The organism is Salipiger abyssi (genome assembly GCF_017311415.1).
Lineage (GTDB): Bacteria > Pseudomonadota > Alphaproteobacteria > Rhodobacterales > Rhodobacteraceae > Salipiger > Salipiger abyssi_A.
Window position 1 is genome coordinate 24,369 of record NZ_JAEKIS010000012.1, and the last position, 25,432, is coordinate 49,800.

Here is a 25,432-nt window from a genome sequence, read left to right on the forward strand (position 1 = left end):
GTATCTTCATCTTTCTGCAAATACTCGAATCCGTTCCGACACGTAGGAGCCGGGCGATTGCGCCTGCGTCATACGCAGCACCCTGTCCTGCTCGATGATGGGGCCTTCGGCGAGACCCGCGATCAGGTAATGCGATATCGCCCCGATCAGTTTCACCCTACGCTCGAACGCCTTCTTGTAGAGGGCGGCCCCCTTGAAGCTCGGCAGGAAGGCCGAGTGGATAGTGATGATCCGCCCCGACATCTTCTGGCGCATTTCGTCGCCGAGGGGCTGCATGCAGCGCGCCGGAACCATCAGCTCGGCGCCGGTCTCCACCACCCCCTTCCGGTAGTCCATGCCGGTATTCTTCGCGGTCTCGAAATCTTTGAATCGGGCACGGGCGGTGGCGTTGCAGACCTGCCCGGCGAGGAACGCCGCAATCGCGGCCACGATGCCGCGGGTCGGGGTGAGGACGATCTTGCTCATCCGCTGCCTCCAGTCGGTGTGCGGCCGGCGTCAGCGCATGCGAGACCGAGTCCGGGGGCTTCCGCCAGGGTACAACCCGGCATGGATGAGGCGATGCCGTACGCCGTTGGCCAGCAGCGCCGAAGCCGGCGTCGTGCTGGGATGGTCGCGATAACTCCTATCGTCGAATGTGAAGGAAAGCGTCTTGCGACTCAGGCCGCGTTTTCAGAGGCTTGTCCGCAACGCTATCACCCGGCGCCGCGACGGGTGCGCCGCGCCGGGTCAGTGTTCTGAGGCGCGCAGACTCCTCAGCAGGCCAGAAAGACGACCCTTGCGGCGCCGCGCCGCTGCCTCTCCGCCAGACGCCGCTTTGCGACCTCCAGCTTGTCGCGCGCCGCCTGGAGTTGCAGGATCGCGCGTGCGCGGTTTTCATAGAGCTGCCGGATGTGCGAACCGGGATTGCCCATCGAGGCGCGGTAGGGGCGGGCGGATGCGGGAAACCATCGGGTCATCTCGCCGAGCGCCAGCGTCCATGCCCGGTCTGCCTCGAGATACCGGCGATAGGTCAGCCGCAACAGGCGCCGCCGCGTTTTCAGTTCAGACTGCATCTTCTCCTCCGCAGAAACAGGTCTGTTGGAGGAGAATAGCAGATTTCCGGACGTCACTCAAAGCGACGCGATGGCGCGGGCCATCACATCAGCGGGACAACGGCGTCACTCGGCGGCGATGCCGTCGGTGAATTGCAGCCGCGCCAGCCGGGCATAGAGCCCACCCTCGGCCACCAGCGCATCATGCGAGCCCTGCGCCACGATTCGGCCCTGCTCCATGACCAAGATGCGGTCGGCCTTTTTGACCGTGGCCAGCCGGTGGGCGACGATGATGGTGGTGCGGCCCTCTGCCAGTCTGTCCACCGCCGCCTGAACCGCGCGCTCGCTTTCCGCATCCAGCGCCGAGGTCGCCTCGTCGAGCAGCAGCACCGGCGCATCGCGCAGGATCGCCCGGGCGATGGCGATGCGTTGCTTCTGCCCGCCCGAAAGCATCACGCCGCGCTCGCCCAGATAGGTGTCGTAGCCTTCGGGCAGGGCGGAGATGAAACCATGCGCCGCCGCCGCCTTGGCCGCCGCCTCGATCTCGACATCACTGGCATCGGGGCGGCCGAAGCGGATGTTCTCGCGTGCCGAGGCGGCGAAGATCACCGGATCCTGTGGCACCAGCGCGATATGCTGGCGGAAGGCGTCGCGCGTCATCTCGTCCAGCGCGACGCCGTCGAGGGTCACGCGCCCCGCATCCGGATCGTAGAAGCGCTGGATCAGCTGCACGATGGTGGTCTTGCCGGCGCCGGAGGGGCCGACAAGCGCCACGGTCTCGCCAGGACGGATCGCGAGGTCGATATCGTCGAGCGCAGACACCTCGGGGCGCGAGGGGTAGGAAAAGCGCACATGCTCGAAACCGATGGCGCCTTTGACCGGCGCGGCCAGCGACTTCGGGGCCTCGGGGTCTGTCACCGAATCCTCCGCCGAAAGCAGCTCGACCAGCCGCTCGGTGGCGCCCGCTGCCCGCTGCAACTCGCCGAAGATCTCCGACAGGGCGGCGACCGCGCCCGCGACCATCACCGAATAGATCACGAACTGCACCAGCGCGCCGGCGCTCATCTCGCCCGCGCGCACGTCCCAGGCGCCCATCCAGAGCACGCCGACGACGCCGGTAAAGACCAGAAAGATCACGATGGCGGTCATCAGTGCCCGCACCCAGATCCGCCGCCGCGCCGCGTCAAAGCTCTTTTCCGTCACCTCGCCAAAGGCGTTGCGCGAGATCGTCTCGTGGGTAAAGGCCTGCACCGTCTGCACCGCCGAGAGCGCTTCGGCAGCGTTGCCCGAGGAGGCGGCGATCCAGTCCTGATTCTCGCGGCTGAGCTTGCGCAGCCTGCGGCCCAGCGTGAGGATCGGCACGATCACCACCGGCACCAGCAGCAGCACCAGCCCGGTGAGCTTGGCCGAGGTCAGCAGCATCAGCGCCAGCCCTCCGGCCATCATCAGGATATTGCGCAGCGCGATCGACACCGAGGAGCCGATCACCGACTGGATCAGCGTGGTGTCGGTGGTAATGCGGCTCAGCACCTCGCCGGTCATGACCTTTTCGTAGAACACCGGCGAGAGGCCGATCACCCGGTCGAACACCGCCTTGCGGATATCGGCCACCACGCGCTCGCCCAGCCGGGTCACCAGCGCATAACGCAGTGCCGTGCCGAGGGCGAGCAGCCCGGCGATGCCGAGCGCGGCGAGGAAGTAGTAGTCGAGCAGAGCGCCGTCCTCGACGCTGAAATTGTCTACCACCCGGCGCACCGCCATGGGCAGCGTCAGCGACACCGCCGCCGTGGCCATCAGTGCCAGCACCGCCGCCAGCATCATCCCCTTATAGGGCAGCATGAACGGCCAAAGGGCCGCAAGCGAGCCGAGTTTTCGGGATTTTGCGCGCTCCTCCGCCGTTGCGGATGCCGGGTTTGCTCGTGCCATGCCCCCTCCTGTGCTGTGGCCGGGGTGTTTTGCCATGCCCGGCGCAGGAATCAAGCGGCCCGTCGCGGCATTTGACGGCCAGGCGCAAAGAAACCGGCGATTTCGCCGCATCGTGCGCTGGTTGCCAGGGGTTTCCGGAGGGTGCGTCGGGAGGGAGATGGTGGAGCGGGCGACGGGAATCGAACCCGTATCTCTTGCTTGGAAGGCAAGGGTCTTACCATTACACAACGCCCGCTCAGCGGTGAGAATGCCTAGAACATGGGGTTCCGAGGGTCAAGCGGGATGTTTCCGCAAACCGTCCGTTCCCGTAAGCCGCGGAATGCCCCGCGATCCGGCGCGAAAGTTTTGCTTCTGCTTGCTCGGCCCGGGCGTTACGCTCGCCTGAACGGGTGGCGCGTGCTGCCTGTGGCGCGACCCCCGGTCCGATCCCAGACCCGAGACAGCAAAGATCCCGCCCATGGCCTTCGATTTCATTCTGATGCTCACCGAAAACGACCGGACGATCCCCGACGCCCGGGCGCGGATCGACGAGGCGCTGGAAGGCGGGGTGCGCCATATCGGCTTCAAGGATGTGGGCCTGCCCTTCGCCGATCTGAAGCGGCTCGCCGATGCCATCCGCGCCGCCGGCGGGCGGTCCTATCTCGAGGTGGTGAGCCTTGACGAGGCGAGCGAGCTCGCCTCGGCCCGCGCGGCGGGGGAGCTGGATGTGGATTGTCTGCTTGGGGGCACGCGCCCGCAGGCGGTGACGCAGGTCACCCGCGACCACCCGCTGCGCTACTATCCTTTCGCCGGGCAGATCACCGGACATCCCAGCGTGCTCGAAGGGCCTGGCGGCGCGGTGGTGGACTCCGCCCGCCGTCTTGCCGATCTGGAGCATGTGCACGGGCTTGATCTGCTGGCCTACCGGTTCGCCGGAGAGGTGCCCGCGCTGATGCGCGACGTCTGCGCGGCAGTGGGCAAGCCGGTGATCATGGCGGGCAGCATCGACAGCGAGTCGCGCATTCTCGCCGCGGCCGAGGCGGGCGCGTCCGGCTTCACCGTCGGCACAGCCGCGCTGGCCGGCGTCTTTCCCGCCGAGGGGCCGGGATTTGCCGCGCAGGTGCGGGCGATTCTCGGCATGACCTCGCGCGCCCGTGCGCGATCGACGGCGCCGCGGCGGATCGCGCTGGCGGCACATGACACCCGCAAGGCGCATCTGCGGGCCTGGGTGACGCGCCACGCCGCCGCGCTCGAGGGGCACCGGCTGGTCTGTACCGGCGGCACCGGACGGATGATCGCCGAGGCGGCGCCCCAGCTCAGCCTGCGCCGCTTGCAGCGCGGCTCACGCGGCGGCGATCAGCAGCTCGGGGCGCTCATCGCGACCGGCGAGCTGGATGCGGTGATCTTCTTCGCGGATCCCACCGTGCCGCATGGCGGCGAGGCGGATCTTCAGGCGCTGACGCGGCTGGCGGTTCTGCACGATACGCCGCTGGCACTCGGGCCTTCCGCCGCCGATATGATCGCCACCGCACTCCTGAGCGTGCAGGGCGGCACGCCCGACGCTCATCGCTGAGTCTGAAGCCGCGGCGGCGCGTTCGCTGTGGCCGCTTCCGGCGCCGATACCGGACGCGGTTTCGCCTGGCGGCTCCGCCAGTGTGCGACCGCATATTGCAGCGCCAGCCCGCCGAGGATCAGCACCATGTCCTGCACCAGCCCCGCCGGGTGCAGCGCCTTGACCACCTGTGCTGCGATGGAGAGCACGGTGCCGGTGGCAAAGACCCAGAGCGCATAGCGGCCCAGGAGCCGCACCGGCGCAGCGACGCGCGAGGCGGTGAGCGCCGGGATCAGCCCGGGCCAGGACAGCGCATAGGCCAGCGCGAGGAAATGCAGCAGGCGCGGCGCCGAGACATAGGTCTTGTCGAAGGCGACGAAGAGGAAGGACACGCCCTGATGATAGAGCCAGGAGAGGCTCTGGTTCATCGTCGACATCAGCGGCGGGTGCTTGACCCAGACGAGGGCGTAGACCAGCGCGAAGAGCGCGAGCGCCAGCAGCCAGCGCGAAGCGGGCACAAAGCGCCGCCCGTCGCGCAGCGCCAGCCCGGTCAGGATGCCGAGCGAGAACAGCAGCTGCCAGGAAAACGGGTTGAAGAACCAGCCGCCGGGCAGCGGGTAATTCGGCAGATCGATGCGAAAGAGCGCGCTCAGAACCCAGATCGCCACGCTCAGCGCCAGCAACCCCAGCGGGCGGCGCTGCCCCAGCCGCACCAGAAACGGCGCGGCAAGCATCAGCGCGCCATACATCGGCAGGATGTTGATATAGCCGAACTGGTGGCCCAGCGAGACGAGGCCGAACCCTACGGTCAGCGGATCCTCCCAGAGCATGTAGAAGGAGTTGGGCCGCAGCAGCTCGGTCTCGCCGGTCCACAGCACGCCCGCGCCGACGATCACGATCGCCAGCAGCGTGGTCAGGATATGCACCCGGTAGAGCGTCCAGGCGCGCATCCAGGCCAGACGCACCGCGCCGCGCGATATGCCCCCGGCGAGGCGCGGCCCATAGGCCAGCGCCACGGCGCAGCCGGACATGAAGACAAAGCCCTCGGCGGCGTCCGAAAGCCCGAAATTGCGCGAAGTGATATGTTCGAAGATCGTGCCCGGGACGTGGTTTATATAGATCATCGCGAGGCTCAGGCCCCGGAAGAAATCAAGGCGCGGATCCCTTGGCTGGCGCGCTTTCGCGGCGCTGGCAGGGGCGTGTGGCTGGGTCAGCTCTTTGGCTCCTCGCTGGGGGCGGCGCGTCTCATGCGCGCGCGCCTTGCTGCATCGGCGGCACGGCGGCGGCCGATGCCGACACGCCCTTGGGCGTCATCCCCCAGCGCGTCACGATGCGGTCGTGGATCTGCATCACCGGTGCCGGGCGCAGCTCGGTCGGTACGGTCATCAGCGGCGACTGGGAGGGCAGCGAGGTCCAGCGCAGCAGCAGCGGCGCGGCGATCATCGGCGCGCCCACCGGTAGCAGCCAGAGGAACAGCGCCGGGGCAAAGATCCAGGACGAGGCCATGCCGGCGAGGCCGATGAGCATGATCCACCACGAGGCGGCCAGCGCGACCGGCCAGCTCAGCGTGCCGTCGCCACGGTTGTTCTGCGGCCAGCCGCCATCGCTGCGGCCAAAGACCTGAAGCACCGAGCGGGTGGTGAACAGGAGCAGAACCGGCGCGGTCAGCGACGACAGCAGCAGCTCGGCCAGCGTCGACAGGAGCACGCGCGACGGCCCGCCGAACGCCTCCGCCCGCTCGCTGAGCGCGGCGCGCAGCGCGATGAGCAGTTTCGGCAGCAGCAGCAGGCCGAAGATGCCGATGGCCAGACCGATGGCCTTGGCCGCCGCCGAGGGCGGGAAATGCGGGAAGGGCCAGCCCGGCGTGGGGAAGTAATCGGGCATCGGGGTAAACAGCGGCGAGGCGATGGAGGCGACGATGAAGCCCAGCCAGAAGAGCGGCGCCACATAGGCCATGATGCCCTGGGCAAAGACGAAGCGCGACCACGGCTTCAGCCCCGGCGCGCCGATGATGCGCATATGTTGCAGGTTGCCCTGACACCAGCGGCGATCGCGCTTGGCGTGATCGACGATGTTTTCCGGACCTTCCTCATAGGAACCGCCGAGATCGTCGTCGAGCCGCACCACCCAGCCCTGACGCGCCAGCAGCGCCGCCTCGACATAATCGTGGCTCAGCACATGGCCGCCGAAGGGCGGGGTGCCGCGCAGCGCCGGCAGGCCGCAGGATTGCGCGAATGCGCGCACGCGGATGATGGCGTTATGGCCCCAGAACGGCCCGGTCTCACCCTGCGCCATGGCAAGGCCGCGCGCGAAAACCGGCGAAAAGAACGCGGCGGAGAACTGCATTGCCCGGCCAAAGCGCGATTGCGCGCGGATGATCTGCGGCAGGGTCTGGAGCAGGCCGAGTGCCGGCTCGGCCTCCATCCGGCGGATCATCTGGAGGATGGTCTCGCCTTCCATCAGCGAATCCGCGTCCAGGATCACCGCGTAATCGTAGGCGGCGCCGGAGCGGGCGATGAAATCCTCGATATTGCCCGCCTTGCGCCCGACATTGTCCTCGCGCCGGCGGTAGAAGAACCGGCCCATGCCGTCGCATTCGGAAACGAGTTTCTCGAACACCTCGACCTCGCGGGCGGCGACATCCTCGTCGCGGGTGTCGGAGAGAATGGCGAAATGGATCTGTGCCGGGTCGCCGGTGGCGCGCAGCGAGGCTTCGATGGCGGCAACGCGGGCGAAGGTTTCGAGCGGATCCTCGTTATAGACCGGCATCAGGATGCAGGTCCGGCCCCGGATCGGCGCGTCGCGGTCGTAGTCGGGTGCGCGAGGGCGGGTGGTCAGCCCGGTCAGTGCCTGCACCGAGCCCCAGGCCAGCCAGAGCGTCGAGATCAGAATCAGTACCGCGCGCAGCACGTCGAGCGTGGTCAGCCCGTCCGCCTCGCCGAATTGCAGGAAGAGCACGAAGGCGCCGAGCCCAGCCAGCAGGCAGAGCGACACCATCACAAGGCGCAGCGCGTAGAGCACGGGGCGGGAGCTGACGAGGCCGGTCATCGTTTAGGTCGGCACGTTCTGCGACGGCAGCGCGCGGCGCATGAGGGCCGCGATGCCATGGCGGACGCCGCGCTCCGGTTCGATCACCTGCGACGGCATCGCCATCGGGGCGGCGGGCAGGGCGCAGGCGCCCGCCGCCAGTTCGGCGGCGGTCATCTTGGCAGGTTCGGCTTGCGGCTGGTCAACCGCGGGGACGTCGGTCGTGCTCATCATGCATTCACCCATTGAAAGAGCCAGGTTTCCGTCAGTTTCTGTCCGTAGCCCGCCACATGGGCGGATAGCTCGACAATTTCCGCTTCTGCGACGACATCCAGGATCAGGCGCCAGACCTTGCTCTCCGGAACGTAGTGAAGGACTTGCGTCGTGATGTTGCCGCGTGCCGCGGTTGTCACCACAGACAGGTCTTCAACCGCGCTGGCCGGAAGATGTTCCAGAGGGCCGCCGGCGAAGTCGATCACGAACTTGCGAGATCCGTCCTCGTTCTCCACGCCCGAGACCCCGCCGACGCCCGCGCGCGAGGCTTTGACATAGGCGAGATCGCCATCCTCTTCGGGCGGCATGTCTCCCCAGTGCAGCTTGTAGCGCAGGGTCATTTCCTCGCCCTCGCGGGCCGGCGTCTGGGGTATCCAGAAGGCGACGATATTGTCGTTTACCTCGAGATCCGAGGGAATCTCGACCAGCCGCAGCGCGCCCTTCCCCCAGTCGCCGATCGGCTCGACCACGCAGGAGGGGCGGCGCTCGTAGATCGCGGCTGCGTCCTCGTAATGGGCGAAGTCTCGATTGCGCTGATATAGCCCGAAGGCGCGCGGGTTCTCTTCCTGCAAATAGCTCGACGCGAGGCGCGGCGGGTTGGCCAGCGAGCGCCAGATCCGGTCGCCATCGGCGCGGATGATGCCAAGCCCGTCGCTGTCATGCACGGCGGGTCGGAAATCGTCGAACCGCGCGCGGTTGCGGTCGCCATAGAGGAACATCGAGGTCAGCGGCGCGACGCCGAGCTGCTCTACGTCCTGCCGGAAGAACAGCCGCGCGGTGATCTCCATCTGCGTGTCTTTGCCGGGGTCGATCAGGAACTCGTAGGCGCCGGTCAGCGAGGGGCTCTCCATCGCTGCCCAGACGCGGATCCTGTCAGCGCCGGAGGCCGGGCGCTCGATCCAGAAGCGGGTAAAGCGGGGGAATTCCTCGGCCACCTTGAGGCCGGTATTCACCGCCAGCCCGCGCGCCGACAGCCCGTAGGCCGAGCCGCGCCCCAGAGCCCGGAAATAGGAGGCGCCCTGGAAGGCCACCAGTTCGTCCATGATGTCGGGGCGGTTCAGCGGCGCATGCAGGCGGAAACCGGCGACCCCGGGCAGCGGGGTATGCTCGGGCACGCGCTCGCGCGCCTCGCGCTCATAGATGAAATCGTCGGTGTCGAAGCCCATCGGCATCGCCTGCCCGTCGCGCACCTCGAAGAGCTGCACCGGCTCCTTGAAGAGCCAGCCCATGTGAAAGGCCTGCAACTCGAACCGGGTATTGTCGATATCGGAGAACCGCGCGCGATCCGGATCGAAGCGGATCAGGCGATAGTCGTCATAGGTCAGCTCGTTCAGAAACCCTTCCTCGATGCGGAAGGGCGTGTAGGGATTGGCGGTGGCGGCGCGCATCTCTTCGACCAGCGCCTCGAAGCTGAACGGCGTGGGTTGCGGTGGCGGCGCGGCTTCTTCGCCGGTCGCAGACTGGGCCCAGCCGCGGCTGGCGGCACAGATCAGGAGCGCGTTCGAAGAGAGCGTGCCAAGCAGAGCGCGGCGCGTAAGGGCGGAGCGGTGTGATTTCATCCAGAATGTCATCCGTATCTCAGAGCGAAACCAATGATGTGTTCGTTTTCGAAGACATCAAGGGCGGGCATGCCGATGTGCCGGTTTGGCGTTATCTTTCTGAATTTACAACATAAATAAAGATACTGCGCGCGCAGCATGCAGCGATTTCCCGCCTGAGGAGCGCAAACCTGCCAATGTATCCGGCCTGGATGGCGGGATGCCGCCGAAAATGCACGGCAGAGTTGAGCTGAACGATGCGTTGTTAGGAGTGAAAAGCGGCTAAATTCCGCTCATCGCGGCGGAATATGTCTCTACTCCGAAATGAGTCGCAAGCGTTTCTTGCGCGAGTCGAGCACGGTCGCGACGATTTCTGGCAGAATGCGACTGCCGCGCCGCAGCGGGGCCGTAAACGCAGCGCGGCGCCGGATGGCCTCCGGCGCCGCGCCTGGTTTTGTCTGGGTGCGGGGCTCAGAATCCCAGCGCCATGCCGTCCTTGCGGGTGTCGCTGCCGCCGGTGAGCAGGCCGGTTTCCGGGCAGATGCGGATTGCCTGGCTGCCGCCGATGGGGCTGGTCTGCACCTCCAGATTGTGACCGCGCGCGGTCAGCTCGGCGCGCGCCGCCTCGGAGACACCGGGCTCGATCTCCAGCACGCCGTCATGGGCAAAGCTGCGCGGAGCGTCCATGGCCGCCTGAAGGTCCATGCCGCGATCCAGCAGGCCGGAGAGGAAGGCCGCATGCCCCGCCGCCTGATATTGCCCGCCCATGACGCCAAAGGGCATGACCGCCGCGCCGTCCTTGCAGAGCATGCCTGGAATGATCGTGTGCATCGGGCGTTTTTTCGGGCCGATGGCGTTGGGGTGACCCTCGATCAGCCGGAAGCTTGCGCCGCGCGAGTGGAACAGCACGCCGGTCTGCGGATCGAGCCGGGTGGAGCCGAAACCGTGGAAGATCGAATTGATGAAGCTCAGCGCATTGCCGTCGCGGTCCACCACGCAGAGATAGATCGTATCCTTGTGCTCGGGCTCGTCCCAGAGCGCGGGCGTGCCGGCGCGGGCCATGTCGATGCGCCCGGCGAGCGTGTCGACCACGGCATCCGAGAGCAGCGTCTCGGTCACGCCGGGGCAGGCGGCGGGGTCGGCGATCAGCGCGTCGCGGTGGTGATAGGCGAGCTTCGCCGCCTCGGCATGCAGGTGGATGCGGTCGGCCTCGGACAGCCCTTCGCCCATGTCGAATTTCGACAGGATGCGCAGCATCAGCAACGCCGCGAGCCCCTGTCCGTTGGGCGGGCATTCCATCACGTCGTGCCCGCCATAGGCGGTGGAGATCGGGTCGACCCAATGGGCCTGATCCTTCGCCTCGTGGAAATCCTCTTCGGTGTGCAGCCCGCCCAGCGATTTCAGATGCGCCGCCATCTTCGCCGCCGTCTCGCCTTCGTAGAAGCCTGCCGCACCCTTTGCGGCGATCTCGCGCAGGCGCGCTCCGACCAGTGGCTGGCTACGGATATCCCCGACTTTGGGGGCCGCGCCACCGGGTAGGAACAGCCTGGCGGCGTGTTCGTCCTTGCCCACCAGCGCGGCGGCTTCGGCCCAGTCCGTTGCGACGCGCGGGGTCACTGGGAAACCGTTCTCGGCATAGTGGATCGCGCGTGCAAAGAGCCGGTCGAGCGGCAGGGAGCCATGATCCGCGTGCAGCCGGCACCAGGCGGAAATCGCACCGGGGATGGTGACCGCGTGGGGGCTGGTCTGGGGGATTTCATCGGTGAGGCCGGCGGTTTTCAGGGCCTCGACGGTGGCGGCAGCGGGGGCGCGGCCCGAGCCGTTCAGCGCCTGCACCTTGCCGCCCTTGGGGGCGTAGAGCGCGAAGCAGTCGCCGCCAATGCCGGTCATCAGCGGATCGGCCACGCATTGTACCGCCACGGCGGCAATGGCGGCATCCACCGCATTGCCTCCTGTGGACAGGATATCGAGACCTGCCGCCGTGGACAGCGGGTGCGAGGTGGCGATCATCGCCTGAGAGGCCAGTGTGCTGGGGCGGCGGGCGGAAAAGAAGTCGAACATGCGGTCGTCCTGTCAGTGCGGCCTTGGGGTCCGTGAGTGGTGTGAGCCCTTGGCGGTGTTCGGATGCTCTGCGCCCATAAACGTTTAGGCGCTAATGCCAGCGCACTGGCCGATTCCATTATGGACAAATATGTATACATATGCAATGATAATGAGTACATATTTGCGGGGGCGCTCGTGTCGATCCGGACGGCGGAACACATCTATGACCTGCTTGTGGCAGAGATCGTCTCGGGGCAGATCGCGCCCGGGGCGCAGCTTGCCGAGCAGCCGCTGGCGGCGCGCTTCGGCGTGTCGCGCACCCCGGTGCGCGAGGCGCTGCACCGGCTCGAACAGGCGGCGCTGGCCGAGCGTGGTGCCCGTCGCGCCTTCGTTGTCCGGCGCATGGCGCCCGGCGATCTGGCGGAACTGTTCGAAGCGGCGGGTGAGCTGGAAAGCGCGCTTGCGGCGCTCGCGGCGCATCGTATGACCGAGATCGAGCGCCAGGGCCTGCTGGCACTCTGCGACGAGGGCGACGGCTGCGACGATCCGGAGCGCTACAGCACGCTCAACGCGCGGTTTCACGATGCGATCAAGGCCGGCGCGCGCAACGCCGTTCTCGCGGCGACGCTCGACGACCTGAACCTGCGCACGCGTGCATGGCGAGCCGCGAATTTCCGCGAGGAGCATTCCCGCCTTGCCAGTTCCCGTGCCGAACACCGCGCCCTGGCCGAGGGCATCCGCGCCCAGGATGCCGAGACCACCCGGCGGCTGATGCGCGGACATGTGGCGGCCTCCTATCAGGTGCTCGCCCAGATCCTCTCCCGGCGCCCTGGCTGATCCCGCCGCCGCCCATATCCAACCGGAGCCAACCCTATGCCCGACCTGACACTCACCCTCGAACTTCTGGCCTTTCTGATCGTGATCGGGGGTGTGGCCGGTGTGCTCGCCGGTCTGCTCGGTGTCGGCGGCGGTATCGTGCTGGTGCCGGCCTTCTTCTTCACCTTCCAGATGCTCGGCTATGACGGGGTTCAGACCATGCAGGTCTGCCTTGCCACGTCGCTTGCGACGATCATCGTGACCTCCATCCGCTCGGTCGTCAGCCACAACCGCAAGGGCGCGGTAGACTGGGAGATCCTGCGCGGCTGGGCGCCGGGCATCGTCATCGGAGCAATCGTCGGTGTGCTGGCCGCATCCGCGCTGCGCTCGACCAGCCTTCAGGCGATCTTCGGCTGCCTGGGGCTGATCATCGGTCTATATATGTTGCTCGGGCGGAGCAGCTGGCGCATCGCCGAGGCGATGCCGAGCGGCGGCAAACAGTATCTTTATTCGCCGGTCGTCGGTTTTCTTTCCGTGCTGATGGGCATCGGCGGCGGCAGCTTCGGCGTGCCGCTGATGAGTCTGCATAACGTGCCGATTCACCGCGCGGTCGCAACGGCGGCGGGGTTCGGCGTGCTGATTGCCGTGCCCTCTGCGGCGGGTTTCCTGTTGCTGACCATCGAGCCCGGTTCGCGGCCGCCCTATACGTTGGGCGCGGTGAACGTGCCGGGATTTCTGGTGGTGATCGCGATGACGCTGCTCACCGCGCCGCTCGGTGTGAAGATCGCCCATGCGATGAACCCCGCGCCGCTGAAGCGCCTGTTCGGTGCTTTCCTGATCCTCGTGGCGCTCAACATGTTGCGCAAGGCGCTGATGGGCTGAGCTTAGGGCGGTCGGAGGCAACCGCTGGGAGCCGAGGTGGAGAGCACGGCCTATGCGCGCCGCTCGACGGATTTGCGCGGAAGCCCGATGAGCGTATCGCCGAGGCATGCGTAGGTGTTTGATCCCGAGGTTTGCTGGTGCGGTGCTTTCATTGGAATGGAAGGAAGCCCAACGGAACAGGTGCGTCACGGCAGCGCTACGACCACGCAGGCCATCCGAGCAGCAATAAAGCGATCGCAAGCTTCGACCGCGGCGCTGGGCCGGGAACTCGGGATCAACCCAAAGACCGTCGCGAAGTGGCGAAAGTGCGAGACGTTGGAAGATCGCAAGACGGGCCTGAGCGTCATGCGCCAACACCAAGGTGGTGAAATAGGCCAGTCACCTGGAGAAGAAAGAAGACGCGTTCTTCGCGGGGCGGGGCGGCTGAGCGCCCGCTGACCGAACCGTCAGGCTGTGCCATCGCCGATATGGGACATCAGGAAATCGACGAACACCTTGGCGCGGTGTGGCATGTAGCGAGAGTCGGGCGCTTTCGCTACGAGATAGTTCGATTGAAGCGCGACATCGTCAAGGAGGGTGACGAGCTCTCCGCGCGCCAGCCATTCCGCGATTGCGCGGCGCCCCAGCAGCGCGATCCCGAGCCCCTGACGCGCCGCTTCGATCAGTACGAGCGGGTTGTCGGACTGAAGCACCGGCGTGACCTCGACCCGGTCGATGCCGTCCCGGCCGCGATATTCCCAGGTCACAAGCGGTGCCGAGGGCAGCGTGCAGATGCAATCGTGGTCTTTCAGATCCTGGGGACGGCGCGGTGCGCCACGGCGGGCAAGGTAGTCGGGTGCCGCGCAAAACACCCGGTCGTTTTCCAGCAGCAGGCGCTCGCCGTTCCCAGGGTCGAGCGACGGCTGAAACCGGATCGCCAGATCCAGCCCTTCGGCGATCAGATCGCTGGCCCGCGCCGAGAGTTGCAGCGAGACCAGAAGGTCGGGATAGAGCCGGGCGAATTCCGGCAGGATCGGCGCAATCGTGTCCATGCCGAAATAAACGGGTGCTGCCACGCGCAGGTCACCGTAAAGCAGCGCGGCATCGCCCCAGAGCTCCTGCTCGGCGACATCAATACAGGCGATGATTTTCTTGCAATGCCCATAGAGCGCCCGGGCGGCATCGGTCGGCGCCACGATCCGCGTGGTGCGGTTGAAAAGCCGGGTCTCCGACAGGGTTTCGAGATTGGACAGGCGCTGGCTGACCGCCGAAGGCACAGTGTTCAGTCGCTGCGCCGCCTTCGAGATGCTGCGCGTCTCCATGATGGCGACGAAGGTTTCGACCGCCGCGAAATCCGCGAGGATCGGGAGCCTTGTATGACCGTCGCTATCGGTGCGTCGCCGTCCGCGCATGGCGTCATCCTACTTTTCGTAATTAGAGAATAATATTTTCTGACTATTCCCTCTAAATGAATTTGCTCTGAGCTGTCAATTTGTCCGGAGACGAGGGAGGGTGCCATGAAAATCGCGCTGCTGGGCGGGTCCCATGCCGGGAAACTGGGGCTGGTCGACACGACTGGCGGGACGGTTTCCGTGCTATCCGAGGATATGACACTGGCCAGGCTGGCGGATGGCGAAACGCCTCTGCCGGTTGCAGAGATCCCTGTGCAGGACGCCTCGCTGGCGGCGCCGCTTATGCCCGGTGCGCGGGTGCTCTGCGTCGGTCTGAACTTCTATGATCATGCGAAAGAGGCGGGCATGGCTGTGCCCGAGCTGCCGTCGATCTTCCCGCGTTTCCGGTCGTCCTTTTCGGCGCCGGACGAGGCGATCATCGCGCCCTCGATCAGCGCCCAGTTCGACTATGAGGTCGAGCTGACCGTGGTGATCGGGCGCGCCGGGCGGCATATCGCCGAGGCGGACGCGGCAAAGCATATCCTGGGCTATACCTGTCTTGCCGATAACAGCGTGCGCGACTGGCAGAAACACAGCCGGCAGGCGACGCCGGGCAAGAATTTCGATCGTTCCGGCGCCATCGGCCCGTGGATCTCCACGACAGACGAGATGCCGCCGCTGGCCGAGATCGCGCTGGAAACCTTCGTCAACGGGGTGCGGCGGCAGCACGGGTCCGGCGGCGACCTCATTTTTTCGCCGGATTATTGCGTCTCCTACATCAGCAATTTCATGGAGCTGCGGCCCGGCGACATGATCGCGCTCGGCACGCCTGCCGGCGTCGCCTCCGGCGAGGCGGAACCCAACTGGCTCAAACCCGGCGATCAGGTGGAGCTGCGGATCTCCGGCATCGGCTCCCTGCGCAACGCCGTCCAGGCGGAACAGTGACACACGAATTACGGAAAGAGGGTGGAGTATGAGCGATCAAGCGATCTGGCTGACCGAGGCGGATATCGCCGAACTGGTCTCGATCAATACCGGCATCGAGGCGCTGCGCGACCTGCTGCCGCGTGAAGTGACGGGCGGCGCGCGCAATCTCAGCAAGGTGCTGGCGACCTGGCCGCCGCGCTCGTCCATGCACAACCTGGGCTCGGTCGATCCCGAGCGCGGCGTGGGCGGGATCAAGTCCTGGGTGAACACGCCGGAGGGGGCGCAGGCGGTCTATGTGCTCTTCGACACCCGCAAGGGGCAGGTGCTGGCGATGATGCAGGCGGGCACGCTGGGCGCGCTGCGCACGGCGGGGATTTCCGGGCTTGCCACCGGGCTGATGGCCGATCCCGGCGCCGACAGCCTCTCGGTGATCGGCGCGGGCCGTCAGGCGCTCGGGCAGGTGGCCTCGGTCGCGACGGTGCGTCCGCTGCGCAGGATCCATGTGTTCAGCCGCACCGAAGAGAGCAAACAGGCGTTCTGCGAGACGCTGCGCGCGAAATTCGATGCTGAGATCGTCGCCGAGCCGACGCTGGAAAGCGCCGTGAAGGCGGCACCGATCCTGACGCTTGTGACCCGCGCCAGCGAGCCCTTCGTGACGGCGGAGATGATCGCGCCGGGCACGCATGTGAACGCTGTGGGCGCCATCCTGCCCGCCAATGCCGAGCTGACGCCGGATGCGATGACGGTTTTCGACCGTTTCGTGGTCGACAATATCGACAATGCGCGGCTGTCCTCCGCCGAGCTGCGCGACCATTTCGGCGAGGACGACGCGAAATGGCAGGCGCTGCCCACGGTGGGCGGGCTGCTCGCCTCGGGCGGGTTCCGCTACACGCCCGGCCAGACCACCTGTTTCAAGGCGATGGGCATGGGGCTGTCGGATCTGGCGGTCGCGGTGGCGGCCCTCGGTCGCGCCCGCGAGCTCGGGGTCGGCGCGCCGCTTGGCAGCGAGAAAAGCGGCGGCATGAGCTGGGACGCGCTGAGTGCTGCGCAGGCCGGGGGGGCGGGACAATGAGCGCCGTCTCCAACGAAGACCTGTCGGTCTGCGAACGCCTCGCGCGGCGTTTCTATCGCGCGCTCGACCGGCACGAGATCGACGCCGCGCTGGCGCTGGCCGCCGAGGATTGCCAGTGGATCCGTGCTGGCGAACCGCAGGTCGGCCATGACGCGATGCGCAAGGTGATGGAGGCGCGCCCGCGCTCCATCCTCGCCCGGCATCTGGTCGGCAACGCCGTTGCCGAGCCGATTTCGGACAGCGAGATTGTGGTCAGCTATGATCTTCTGTTTCTCGCCGCCCCGCCGGAGGTGCCGGCGGGCGTGCCGAGACCTCTGGTTCCGTCCAAGATCCTGTCGGGCGTGGACCGCTATCGCCGCGAGGAGGGCGGCTGGTATCTGATTTATAAGCGTGCGGTGCCGGAGTTCTGATAGACACCGCTAACAGGGAGGGGACCCATGCTACTCAAGACCATTTCTTTCGGGCTCGCGGCGGCGTTGTCGCTGGCATCCGCTGCGCAGGCCACCGACATCCGCATGCTCAAGACCTGGGACGACCGCTATCCCGGCTCGGGCGCCATTTGCGACCGGTTCGCCGAGCTGGCCACCGAAGCTTCGGGCGGCGAGATCAGTTTCCAGATGTTCGGCCCCGAGACGGTGCCGCCGCTTGAGCAGGTCGACCCGGTGCGCAACGGCGTGTTCCAGGTGCTCTGCACCTATCCGAACTTCCACACCGGTGAATCCACCCTGCTGGCCGGGCTGGAAAGCACCGTGCCCGACGCCGAAAAGCTGCGCAGCAGCGGCGCCTGGGACATCGTGGACGAGAACTATCGCAGCATCGGGCTCAAGACGCTGGCCATTCCCACAGCGCACGGGCTGACCATCTTTCTGACCGATCCGCTGAGCGAAGACGGCGATATCGCCGGGCGCTCGATCCGCGGGCTGCCCTCGGTGCATCCGATCATCGAGTCGCTTGGCGGCGTCGGGGTCGTGCTGCCGCCGGCGGAAATGCTGTCCTCGCTCGAACGCGGGATCATCGACGGCGCGCTGTTCCCCATCGCCGGAGCGGCGGGGTTCGGTTTTGCCGAGGTGACCTCCTACTATCTGGGCGATCTGCCCTATGCACTGCCGCATGTGGTGCTGATGCAGGACGGGTTCTGGCAAGGGCTCTCCGAGGCCGATCAGCAGGCGCTGCTCGAGGCGGGCAAAATGCTCGAAGACGAGATCGACGGTGTCTACGATGAGCTGAACGCCGAGGAAATGGCGCGGCTGGAAGAGCGCGGCGTCGAGGAGCAGCCGCTCTCGGACGCGATGCTGGACAAGTATCTGGCGGCGCTGCGCGAGGCGAGCTGGACCTTCGCGCACAGCCGCAGTGGCGCCTTTGCCGACCGGCTTGAGCAGGCGGTCACCGAGGCAGGGCTGCTGCGCTAGGCTGAAGACGCGGCGCGGCCATACACCGCCGCGCCGCGATACCATCAGGGGAGGGGATGCGATGCACCGTTTGCACGCGATACTGGAGCGTCTGTCGCAGGGTCTGCTGCTGCTGGCCTCGCTGACCATGGCGGCGGCCACGCTGATCGTCTTCGGCGGCACCATTGCGCGCTACGGCTTCTCGCAGCCGCTGGCATGGGGGCCCGATGTGATCGGCTATCTCATGTGCCTGATGGTGCTGCTTGCGATCCCGGTGCTGACCCTGCGCGGCGGCCACGTCTCCATCGACATTCTGGTCGATCTGCTGCCCGGCACCCAGTCGCGGCGCCTGCTGCACCGGCTGCTGGCTTTTGCTTCCGCCATCACGCTGGCGTTGCTGTGCAAGATCCTCTTGGACGCCACGCTTCAGGCCTGGAAGACCGGTGCCGGCACGGCGGCCGGCTTTCCGCTGCCACGCTGGTGGTTCTTTGCCGCCATGTTCGCGGGCTTTGCCCTGAGCGCGCTCATATTTCTTGTGCAGGCCGTCGCGCCCGAGCGCCCGGCGGCCCCCCTGCAACATCCGCAGAAAGACGTCTGACACCATGACCGCCCTGATTGGTCTCTCCCTGCTGCTTGCGATCTTCCTGCTCGGCCTGCCGATCTTTGTCGCCTTTTTCGCGTTCAATATCGGTGCCGCCATCTACCTGATGGGCGCGGGCGGGCTGACGCTGTTTCCCGGCAGCATCCTCAACACCATGACCACCTCCGAGCTGATCATGGTGCCGCTCTTCATCCTGCTGGGCGAGCTGCTGTTCCGCTCGGGCACCATCGAGATCCTGTTCGACTCGGTCGATACGCTGATCGGCAAGCTGCCCGGACGGGAATATGTGGTGGTGGTCGCGGTCTCGGTGCTGCTGGGCGCGCTCTCGGGTTCGGCCATCGCGGTGGCGGCGCTGCTGGGCCGGACGCTGCTGCCCGCCGCGCTCGACCGGGGCGCCGACACGCGGCTGATGTCGGGCATGGCGCTGGGGGGCGCATGCCTCGCCCCGATCATACCGCCCAGCATCCTGATCGTGATCATCGGCATGCTTTCGGGCAGCTCGATCTCGCAGTTGATGGCGGCGGGTGTGGTGCCCGGTGTGATCGCGGGGATGATGTTCTTTGTCTATATCCAGGTGGCCGTCTGGCGCCGCAGCGGACGCGCGCGCGCAACCGTCGATACCGGCGCCGATGGTGCGGAGAAGCTTCGCGCCTTGGCGCGGCTGCTGCCCTTCTCCATCGTGGTGTTCCTGGTGTTGGGACTGATCCTGCTGGGCATCGCCACACCGACCGAGGCCGCCGCCACGGGCGTGTTCGGCGCGGTGATCGTGGCGGCGATCTTTGGCAAGCTGTCCTTGCGGCTCTTCAAGGACAGCATCGAGGGCGCGGTGATCCTCTCGGCGATGCTGCTGGTGATCATGGCGACCTCCACGATCTTTACCCAGCTGCTGGCCTTCTCCGGCTTTGCCCGCGACGCGGTTGATTTCGTCAACGGGCTCGACGTGTCGGACCTTGCGCTCTTCGCGCTGCTGATGCTGCTGCCCTTCGTGCTGTGCATGTTCCTCGACCAGATCGCGCTGCTACTGATCCTGGTGCCGATCTATCTGCCGATCATCCAGGCGCACGGGTTCGACCCGGTGGTGTTCTGGACGGCGCTCCTGCTGAACCTGTCCATCGGTGCCATCACCCCGCCCTTCGGCTATGCGCTCTTTGCGTTGCGCGCTGCGCTCGGACCCAAGGCCTCGCTGACCGATATCTATATGTCGGTGCTGCCGGTGGTGGCGATCATGGTGGCGCTGATCTTTCTGATCTACGCATTCCCACCCATCGTTACGTGGCTTCCGAGCTTTCTATGAACCGCATCATGAGGCCGGTGATCGTCGAAATCGCCGCCTCATCCAGCGCGCCGGGCGCGGTTTCGCTCGCGGCGGCATAGGCAGTCAGGTCGCGGAACATTGCCCAGCCAAAGCCGAAGGCCATGATCATCGCCGCTTCGGTCCGCGCGTCTTCAGCCTCCACCCCCGCCTTGCGCAGGATCCCGGCCAGAACGGAGGTGCCGCCGGTCTGGCGGACGAACTGGTCGAGCGGGCGCTGCTCCAGCAGCAGATGCGCGAAGGTGCGGGTAAAGGCGGGCTGCGCCGACAGATAGCGCAGCAGGTTGCGCAGCGCTTCTTCCGGGCTCGCCCCCTCGCCAAGCGCCGCCTTGCTCGCCAGCATGTGCTTTTCGATGATCGCGTCGAGCAGCGCCTCTTTCGAGCCGAAATGCCGGTGGACCAGCGCCTGGTTCACATTGGCCCGCGCCGCGATTTCGCGCACCGAGACAGCACTGGGGCCTTTCTCGCCAAAAAGCGCATCCGCCGCCGTCAGCAGAGCCTCGATGGTCGCCTCCTTGCCGCGGGGTTTGGGGGTCGTGGTCATGCTGTCCTCTCGTCATCCGGGCATCCGGAAGAAATCCGGGAGCTGCCGAAATTTCTTATAGACTCGGTGTAGTCGCATGGCTACATTCCAAATGTAGTCACATGACTACACATGATTCAGCGAGCCTGTCTCGCCCCGGAGGAGGAAAAGAGATGAAGCATACGAATTTCGGAACACCCTCGACCGCCGCGCCCGTCGAGCGCGTCGCCTGGGAGCCCTATCTGGTCCCCAAGGAGGAGATCGACGCAGAGATTGCCCGGCTTTCAGAAGGCGATATGCCGGCCTCGCGCCTGCGCGCCTCCAGCATCATGCACCCGCGCGCCACCGAGGCGCTGCCGAGCTTCACCCCGGTGACCGAGGTCACGCTCAACGTGCTGAAACCCGGCGAGGAAACGCTGGTGCGGCGTGGCAATTACTCGCTGCTGGAAACCTGCATCCTGGGCAGTGGTAGCGTCTTTGCGGCGGGCGAGGAATTCAATGTCGAGCATGCCGACGTCTGGACCGTGCCGACGATGAAACCCTATTACTACCGCAACGACACGCAGGAGATCTGGGCCTGGCTCAGCTATTCCAACGCTGCCATCCTGCGGCGGATCGGATCGTATTGGGCGGAAAGCGGCATCGCCTATCCCAAGACGGTCCCGGTGGCCGAGACGGCTCCCAATGCCGACGACAAATACACCCGCTCCACCGGCCCGATCCACGAGATGCCGACCACCGGCACCGAGCTGCGCAGCTACGAGCACCTGACCGATATCGAGCCGGTGCCGAACCCGCCGCGTCACTGGAGCTGGAAGGACATGGCGCCGTTCATGCCGCTGCACCGGGGCGACAACGAAGACCCGAACAAGCGCGAAATATGGCTGATGTACAACCCCGCGACCGAGCGGCGGCAGGGCACCACGCCGGTGCATTTCGCCACCTATACCGGCACCGCCCCCGGCACGCCGCCCTATTCCGGCGAGCGCGGTCACTTCCACATGTCGGCCTCGATCAACTATCACCGCTCGGGCCATGGCTACAGCGTTGTGGACGGCAAGCGCATCGACTGGAAGGCGGGCGATCTGCTGTTCTCGGCGCCGAGCTGGGCGGAGCATGCGCATTATGTCGGCGAGGACGGCTGGACCGTGCTGACCGTGCAGGACCATCCGCTGCAAATCTCCATGGGGTCGCTGCTCTGGCAGGAAAACCCCAAGGATCCGGTGATCTCGCTGGGCAATGAAGAGGGCCAGAAGGGCTATGTCTCGCCGCGCGAAGCCGGCAAGTGACAGGCCCTGTGGCGCGCCGTGCGGCAAGGGACCGTGCGGCGCGTGCCAATCCGGAGTGATTTCACTGATGACATCAGAGACGACAACGCCCGCGCTGCTGCGCGAGGCGGCGCTGGTCGGCGGGCGCTGGCAGGCCAGCGGCGAAGACGGCATTGCGGTGCACAACCCGGCCACCGGCGTGATGATCGGGCGCGTGCCCAGCCTTGGCGCGGCGGAGGTGGCCGAGGCCATCGCCCGCGCCACCGAGGCGCAGAAGGACTGGGCCGCGCGCGGTGCCCGCGTCCGCGCCGCCGTACTCAAAGCCTGGCACGCCGAGGTGCTTGCCCATCGCGATGAGCTCGCCGCGATCCTGACCGCCGAGCAGGGCAAACCGCTTGCCGAGGCGGCGGGCGAGATCGACTATGGCGCGAGCTATATCGAGTGGTACGCCGAGGAGGCCCGCCGCGTCGGCGGCGAGATGCTGGCGCCGCTCGAACCCGGCAAGCGCATGATGACGCTGAAACAGCCCATCGGCGTGGTCGCGGCGATCACGCCGTGGAACTTCCCCTGCGCCATGGTCACCCGCAAGCTGGCCCCGGCCCTTGCCAGCGGCTGCGCGGTGCTGCTGAAACCGGCCTCGCAGACGCCCTTTACCGCCATCGCCCTGGCGCTTCTCGCCGAGCGCGCCGGTCTGCCGTCCGGCCTGCTGAGCGTGCTCACCGGGCCCGCGCGCGAGATCGGCGGCGCGCTGACCGCGGCCCCCGAGATCCGCAAGCTGAGCTTCACCGGCTCGACCGAGGTGGGCAGCGCGCTCTATGCGCAATCGGCGCCCGGCATCAAGAAGCTCAGTCTCGAACTTGGCGGCAACGCGCCGGTGATCGTGTTCGACGATTGCGATCTCGACGCGGCGGTCGAAGGCACCATGCAGGCCAAGTTCCGCAATGGCGGGCAGACCTGCGTCTGCGCCAACCGGATCTTTGTGCAATCGGGCATCTACGACGCCTTTCGCGACCGGCTCACCACGCGGGTCAAGGCGCTGAAGCTGGGCGATGGTGCAGAGCCCGGCGCCGAGATCGGCCCGATGATCGACATGGCTGCCGTGCGCAAGGTGCTTGAACATGTGGACGATGCGGTCTCGCTGGGCGCGCGGCTTGAGACCGGCGGTACGCGGGCCTCTGAGCTCGGTGCGCATTTCGTCACCCCCGCGCTGCTCTCCGGTGTCACGCCCGAGATGGCGGTGTTTCGCGAAGAGACCTTCGGCCCGGTCGCGCCGCTGCTGCGCTTCGACAGTTTCGACGAAGCGATACGGCTGGCGAATGACACGCCGTTCGGTCTGGCCTCTTATGTGTTCAGCCGGGACATGGCCCGCATCCTCGGCGCCATGGAGGCGCTGGAGTTCGGCATGGTGGGCGTCAATACCGGGCTGATCTCGGCGGCGGAGGCCCCCTTTGGCGGGGTGAAGATGTCGGGGCTCGGGCGCGAGGGCGGGCGCGAAGGGATCGAGGATTATCTCGAAACCAAATATGTCTGCCTCGGCGGGCTGGAGGCTGCGCCATGCTGAGCGACGACGATATCCGCGCCGCCGGCGCCGCGCTTTATCAGGCCGAGGCCGAGTGCAGCCAGATCGGACATCTCACCACTCGCCATCCGGAGATGACCATCGATGACAGCTATCGCGTGCAGTCGGAATTCCTGCGTCTGAAAGAGGCGGCGGGAGAGCGCCAGACCGGGTGGAAGATCGGTCTGACCTCGCGCGCCATGCAGGCGGCGCTGAATATAGAGACACCCGACTCCGGCGTGCTCTTCGACACGATGTGTTTCGAGGACGGCGCGCACATTCCAAAGGGCCGGTTTATCCAGCCGAGGATCGAGGCCGAGCTGGCCTTTGTGCTGCATAGCGAATTGTCATCGCCGGAGACCACCTTTCTCGACGTGCTGCGCGCCACCGAATATGTGGTGCCGGCGCTGGAGATCCTCGATACCCGCATCGAGCGGGTGTGCCGCGAGACGGGCAAGACCCGCACCGTCTTCGACACGATTTCCGACAATGCGGCGAATGCCGGCTATCTGCTGGGCGGCACCGCCGCGCGGCCCGAGGCCATCGACCTGCGCCGCGCGGGGGCTGTGGTCAGCCGCGACGCTGTGGTAGAGGAAACCGGGCTGGGGGCCGGTGTGCTGGGCAATCCGGCGCAGGGCGTGGCCTGGCTGGTGCGGCGGCTGGCCGGGCTGGGGCAGAGCATACGCCCGGGCGAGGTCGTTCTGTCGGGCTCGTTCATCCGGCCCATCGAGACCGCCGCCGGCACCACGATCACCGCCGATTACGGCCCGCTCGGCACCTTGCAGTGCCATTTCGACTAGGAGCGCAAGACATGGACGATCACGAGAACGCCTTCAAACAGGCGATCAAGGCGCGCCGCCCGCAGGTCGGGCTCTGGCTGGCGCTGGCGTCGGGTTATACCGCCGAGCTGTGTGGAGGCTGCGGATACGACTGGTATGTCATCGACTGCGAGCACTCCCCCAACACGATCACCACCGTGGTGGCGCAGCTTCAGGCGCTCAAGGGCTGCGGCGGCGAGCCGGTGGTGCGCATCCCGGTGGATGATCTGGGGTTTCTCAAGCAGGTGACGGATGCAGGTTGCCGCACCGTTCTGGCGCCAATGGTGGAAAGCGCCGATCAGGCGCGCGCGCTCGCCGAGGCGATGTGCTACCCGCCGCAGGGGCGGCGTGGCGTGGGCTCTTCGCTGGCGCGGGGCTCGGGTTTTGGCGCCGACAAGACCTATCTGAAGACGGCGAACGAGCGGGCCTGCCTGCTGGTGCAGGTCGAGACGGTGAAGGGGCTTGAGGCGCTAGAGGAGATCTGCGCCGTGGACGGCGTCGACGGGGTGTTCATCGGCACCGCCGATCTGGCCGCCGATATGGGCTATCTCGGCCAGCCTGTCGCCACGCCGGTGCAGGAGGCGATGCTGGCGGCCGCAAAGACGATTGCCGATGCGGGGCTGCCTGTGGGGGCGCTGACCTCCGACACCGCGCTTGCGCAATCCTATCTCGACGCGGGACTGGTCTTTGTTGCGGTCGGCAACGATGTCTCGGTTCTGCGCGCTGGACTCGTCTCGCTGCGCCAGAGTTTCGCCCCGTCTTGACGGCCTCGCGCCGGCTGCCCGACCGCTGGCGTATGGTTCAGGACTTGCGCGCCCAGGCGCCCTCGGGCACCTCATCGAGCGCGGTGCGCCATGCATCCGTTCGCTCCACCGGAAGGGCGGCCATGTCGAGCGCGGCACCGGAGAGTGCCTCTATGCGTTCGGCCCGCGCCTCCGGTGTGGTGCGCGGCACGCCATAGGCGACCTGAAGCGGCGCCACCTCGAATCCCATATATTCCAGAGCCAGACGCTGCATCGGCATGAGCAGCGGCTCGATAGGGCCATAGACGCCCTCGTCGGAAAAACGCTCCGGTGTGCCGCCGGTGGTGACGCTGATCATCGCCCGGCGGCCCCTGAAGACCCCGGTGTCGAAACGTCTGCCATCGACATAGGCAAAGCCGTAGCTCAGCACCCGGTCGATCCAGCCCTTCATCAGCGCCGGCGGGCCGCCCCACCAGATCGGGAATTGCAGGATGATGTTGTCGGCCCCGGCGACCCGGGCCTGTTCGCGACGGATGTCCGCCGCGAAGGCATCGTTGCGTATGGCGTGGGCCTGCTCGGCCTGCACATGGAACCGCGACGGGTCCGCGCGCTCGGTCACGTCATGCGGGCCGACATCGGCGCGGAACCCTTCGGCGGCGAGATCGGACACCGTGACCCTGTGCCCGGCCTGCCGCAGCGCTCTGGCCGCGCCCTCCGCCAGCGCGTGGTTGAAGGAGGCCGGGTCGGGATGCGCCACGACGATGAGGATGTTGCGTGCGGTCATT

At 66.7% G+C, this 25,432-nt stretch carries 24 protein-coding genes, 1 tRNA gene and 2 pseudogenes; 14 read left to right on the forward strand and 13 right to left on the reverse strand.

Going from position 1 to position 25,432, the window contains the following annotated elements; genetic code table 11:
* Positions 1-36 precede the first annotated feature (36 nt).
* The 5 genes and pseudogenes from I6N89_RS25510 to I6N89_RS16365 all read right to left on the reverse strand — a co-directional run.
* Positions 37-465, reverse strand: a pseudogene (locus tag I6N89_RS25510) (formyltransferase family protein); the annotation flags it as partial.
* Between the two features lie 30 nt (positions 466-495).
* Complete coding sequence (locus I6N89_RS25830) at positions 496-660, reverse strand: 2Fe-2S iron-sulfur cluster-binding protein (protein WP_419247627.1); 165 nt, start codon at positions 658-660, stop codon at positions 496-498.
* A gap of 92 nt (positions 661-752) precedes the next feature.
* Complete coding sequence (locus tag I6N89_RS16355; protein WP_207019492.1) at positions 753-1,052, reverse strand: hypothetical protein; 300 nt, start codon at positions 1,050-1,052, stop codon at positions 753-755.
* A gap of 105 nt (positions 1,053-1,157) precedes the next feature.
* Positions 1,158-2,957: an ABC transporter transmembrane domain-containing protein gene (locus I6N89_RS16360; protein WP_207019493.1), complete on the reverse strand. Its 1,800-nt coding sequence runs from the start codon at positions 2,955-2,957 to the stop codon at positions 1,158-1,160.
* Between the two features lie 161 nt (positions 2,958-3,118).
* A tRNA-Gly gene (locus I6N89_RS16365) sits at positions 3,119-3,192 on the reverse strand.
* Between the two features lie 222 nt (positions 3,193-3,414).
* On the opposite strand from I6N89_RS16365, the gene I6N89_RS16370 reads away from it, so the two are divergent.
* Positions 3,415-4,509, forward strand: a complete 1,095-nt coding sequence (locus tag I6N89_RS16370; RefSeq protein ID WP_207019494.1) for a methylglyoxal synthase — start codon at positions 3,415-3,417, stop codon at positions 4,507-4,509.
* Here I6N89_RS16370 and I6N89_RS16375 read toward each other — a convergent pair.
* The 5 genes from I6N89_RS16375 to I6N89_RS16395 form a co-directional block, all read right to left on the reverse strand.
* A complete protein-coding gene (locus I6N89_RS16375) occupies positions 4,500-5,702 on the reverse strand; it encodes an OpgC family protein (RefSeq protein WP_268957355.1) in 1,203 nt (400 codons plus the stop codon). The two genes, I6N89_RS16370 and I6N89_RS16375, sit on opposite strands and share 10 nt — an antisense overlap.
* Positions 5,703-5,733: 31 nt before the next feature.
* Positions 5,734-7,536 carry a glucans biosynthesis glucosyltransferase MdoH gene (gene mdoH, locus I6N89_RS16380; RefSeq protein ID WP_207019496.1) on the reverse strand — a complete coding sequence of 601 codons (1,803 nt, stop codon included), beginning with the start codon at positions 7,534-7,536 and terminating at the stop codon, positions 5,734-5,736.
* A gap of 3 nt (positions 7,537-7,539) precedes the next feature.
* The gene (locus tag I6N89_RS16385) at positions 7,540-7,746 is read right to left on the reverse strand and encodes a hypothetical protein (protein ID WP_207019497.1); all 207 of its coding nucleotides are present in this window, start codon (positions 7,744-7,746) and stop codon (positions 7,540-7,542) included.
* Positions 7,746-9,359, reverse strand: coding sequence for a glucan biosynthesis protein (locus tag I6N89_RS16390; RefSeq protein ID WP_236016677.1), 1,614 nt, complete (start codon positions 9,357-9,359; stop codon positions 7,746-7,748). Before I6N89_RS16390 ends, I6N89_RS16385 begins: the two co-directional genes overlap by 1 nt.
* Before the next feature lie 438 nt (positions 9,360-9,797).
* Entirely contained in the window at positions 9,798-11,387 is a 1,590-nt protein-coding gene (locus I6N89_RS16395) for a gamma-glutamyltransferase family protein (RefSeq protein ID WP_207019498.1), read from the reverse strand.
* A 177-nt stretch (positions 11,388-11,564) separates the two neighbouring features.
* Here I6N89_RS16395 and I6N89_RS16400 point away from each other — a divergent pair, with 177 nt between their 5' ends.
* The 3 genes and pseudogenes from I6N89_RS16400 to I6N89_RS25515 all read left to right on the forward strand — a co-directional run.
* Positions 11,565-12,206, forward strand: a complete 642-nt coding sequence (locus I6N89_RS16400; protein ID WP_207019499.1) for a GntR family transcriptional regulator — start codon at positions 11,565-11,567, stop codon at positions 12,204-12,206.
* Positions 12,207-12,242: 36 nt separating this feature from the next.
* Positions 12,243-13,067, forward strand: coding sequence for a sulfite exporter TauE/SafE family protein (locus I6N89_RS16405; RefSeq protein WP_207019500.1), 825 nt, complete (start codon positions 12,243-12,245; stop codon positions 13,065-13,067).
* A gap of 156 nt (positions 13,068-13,223) precedes the next feature.
* A pseudogene (locus I6N89_RS25515) lies at positions 13,224-13,403 on the forward strand (hypothetical protein); the annotation flags it as partial.
* A gap of 110 nt (positions 13,404-13,513) precedes the next feature.
* Here I6N89_RS25515 and I6N89_RS16410 read toward each other — a convergent pair.
* Positions 13,514-14,458 carry a LysR family transcriptional regulator gene (locus I6N89_RS16410; RefSeq protein ID WP_207019501.1) on the reverse strand — a complete coding sequence of 315 codons (945 nt, stop codon included), beginning with the start codon at positions 14,456-14,458 and terminating at the stop codon, positions 13,514-13,516.
* 105 nt (positions 14,459-14,563) lie between these two features.
* Here I6N89_RS16410 and I6N89_RS16415 point away from each other — a divergent pair, with 105 nt between their 5' ends.
* The 6 genes from I6N89_RS16415 to I6N89_RS16440 all read left to right on the forward strand — a co-directional run bounded on the left by I6N89_RS16415 (position 14,564) and on the right by I6N89_RS16440 (position 19,719).
* Positions 14,564-15,382 carry a fumarylacetoacetate hydrolase family protein gene (locus I6N89_RS16415; protein WP_207019502.1) on the forward strand — a complete coding sequence of 273 codons (819 nt, stop codon included), beginning with the start codon at positions 14,564-14,566 and terminating at the stop codon, positions 15,380-15,382.
* Positions 15,383-15,410: 28 nt separating this feature from the next.
* Positions 15,411-16,436, forward strand: coding sequence for an ornithine cyclodeaminase family protein (locus I6N89_RS16420; protein ID WP_207019503.1), 1,026 nt, complete (start codon positions 15,411-15,413; stop codon positions 16,434-16,436).
* On the forward strand, positions 16,433-16,846 hold the full coding sequence (locus tag I6N89_RS16425) for a nuclear transport factor 2 family protein (protein WP_207019504.1): 414 nt from the start codon (positions 16,433-16,435) through the stop codon (positions 16,844-16,846). The genes I6N89_RS16420 and I6N89_RS16425 overlap by 4 nt, the downstream gene beginning before the upstream one ends.
* A gap of 27 nt (positions 16,847-16,873) precedes the next feature.
* Positions 16,874-17,845 carry a TRAP transporter substrate-binding protein gene (locus I6N89_RS16430; RefSeq protein ID WP_207019505.1) on the forward strand — a complete coding sequence of 324 codons (972 nt, stop codon included), beginning with the start codon at positions 16,874-16,876 and terminating at the stop codon, positions 17,843-17,845.
* A gap of 61 nt (positions 17,846-17,906) precedes the next feature.
* Complete coding sequence (locus I6N89_RS16435) at positions 17,907-18,422, forward strand: TRAP transporter small permease (RefSeq protein ID WP_207019506.1); 516 nt, start codon at positions 17,907-17,909, stop codon at positions 18,420-18,422.
* A 4-nt stretch (positions 18,423-18,426) separates the two neighbouring features.
* Positions 18,427-19,719: a TRAP transporter large permease subunit gene (locus tag I6N89_RS16440; RefSeq protein WP_207019507.1), complete on the forward strand. Its 1,293-nt coding sequence runs from the start codon at positions 18,427-18,429 to the stop codon at positions 19,717-19,719.
* Here I6N89_RS16440 and I6N89_RS16445 read toward each other — a convergent pair.
* The gene (locus I6N89_RS16445) at positions 19,694-20,281 is read right to left on the reverse strand and encodes a TetR/AcrR family transcriptional regulator (RefSeq protein WP_207019508.1); all 588 of its coding nucleotides are present in this window, start codon (positions 20,279-20,281) and stop codon (positions 19,694-19,696) included. The genes I6N89_RS16440 and I6N89_RS16445 overlap by 26 nt on opposite strands.
* A 152-nt stretch (positions 20,282-20,433) precedes the next feature.
* Between I6N89_RS16445 and I6N89_RS16450 the strand changes: the two genes are divergently transcribed.
* From I6N89_RS16450 to I6N89_RS16465, 4 genes are all read left to right on the forward strand, one after another.
* Positions 20,434-21,549 (forward strand): hypothetical protein, encoded by a 1,116-nt coding sequence (locus I6N89_RS16450; RefSeq protein ID WP_207019509.1) that lies wholly within the window; start codon positions 20,434-20,436, stop codon positions 21,547-21,549.
* Positions 21,550-21,616: 67 nt separating this feature from the next.
* Positions 21,617-23,089, forward strand: coding sequence for an NAD-dependent succinate-semialdehyde dehydrogenase (locus I6N89_RS16455; protein ID WP_207019510.1), 1,473 nt, complete (start codon positions 21,617-21,619; stop codon positions 23,087-23,089).
* Positions 23,083-23,886, forward strand: coding sequence for a 2-oxo-hept-4-ene-1,7-dioate hydratase (gene hpaH / locus I6N89_RS16460; RefSeq protein WP_207019511.1), 804 nt, complete (start codon positions 23,083-23,085; stop codon positions 23,884-23,886). Before I6N89_RS16455 ends, hpaH begins: the two co-directional genes overlap by 7 nt.
* Positions 23,887-23,897: 11 nt before the next feature.
* Complete coding sequence (locus tag I6N89_RS16465) at positions 23,898-24,668, forward strand: HpcH/HpaI aldolase family protein (RefSeq protein WP_207019512.1); 771 nt, start codon at positions 23,898-23,900, stop codon at positions 24,666-24,668.
* A 37-nt stretch (positions 24,669-24,705) separates the two neighbouring features.
* Here the strand turns inward: I6N89_RS16465 and I6N89_RS16470 are convergent, their stop codons facing one another.
* Positions 24,706-25,431, reverse strand: coding sequence for an NAD(P)H-dependent oxidoreductase (locus I6N89_RS16470; RefSeq protein ID WP_207019513.1), 726 nt, complete (start codon positions 25,429-25,431; stop codon positions 24,706-24,708).
* Position 25,432: the final 1 nt, after the last annotated feature.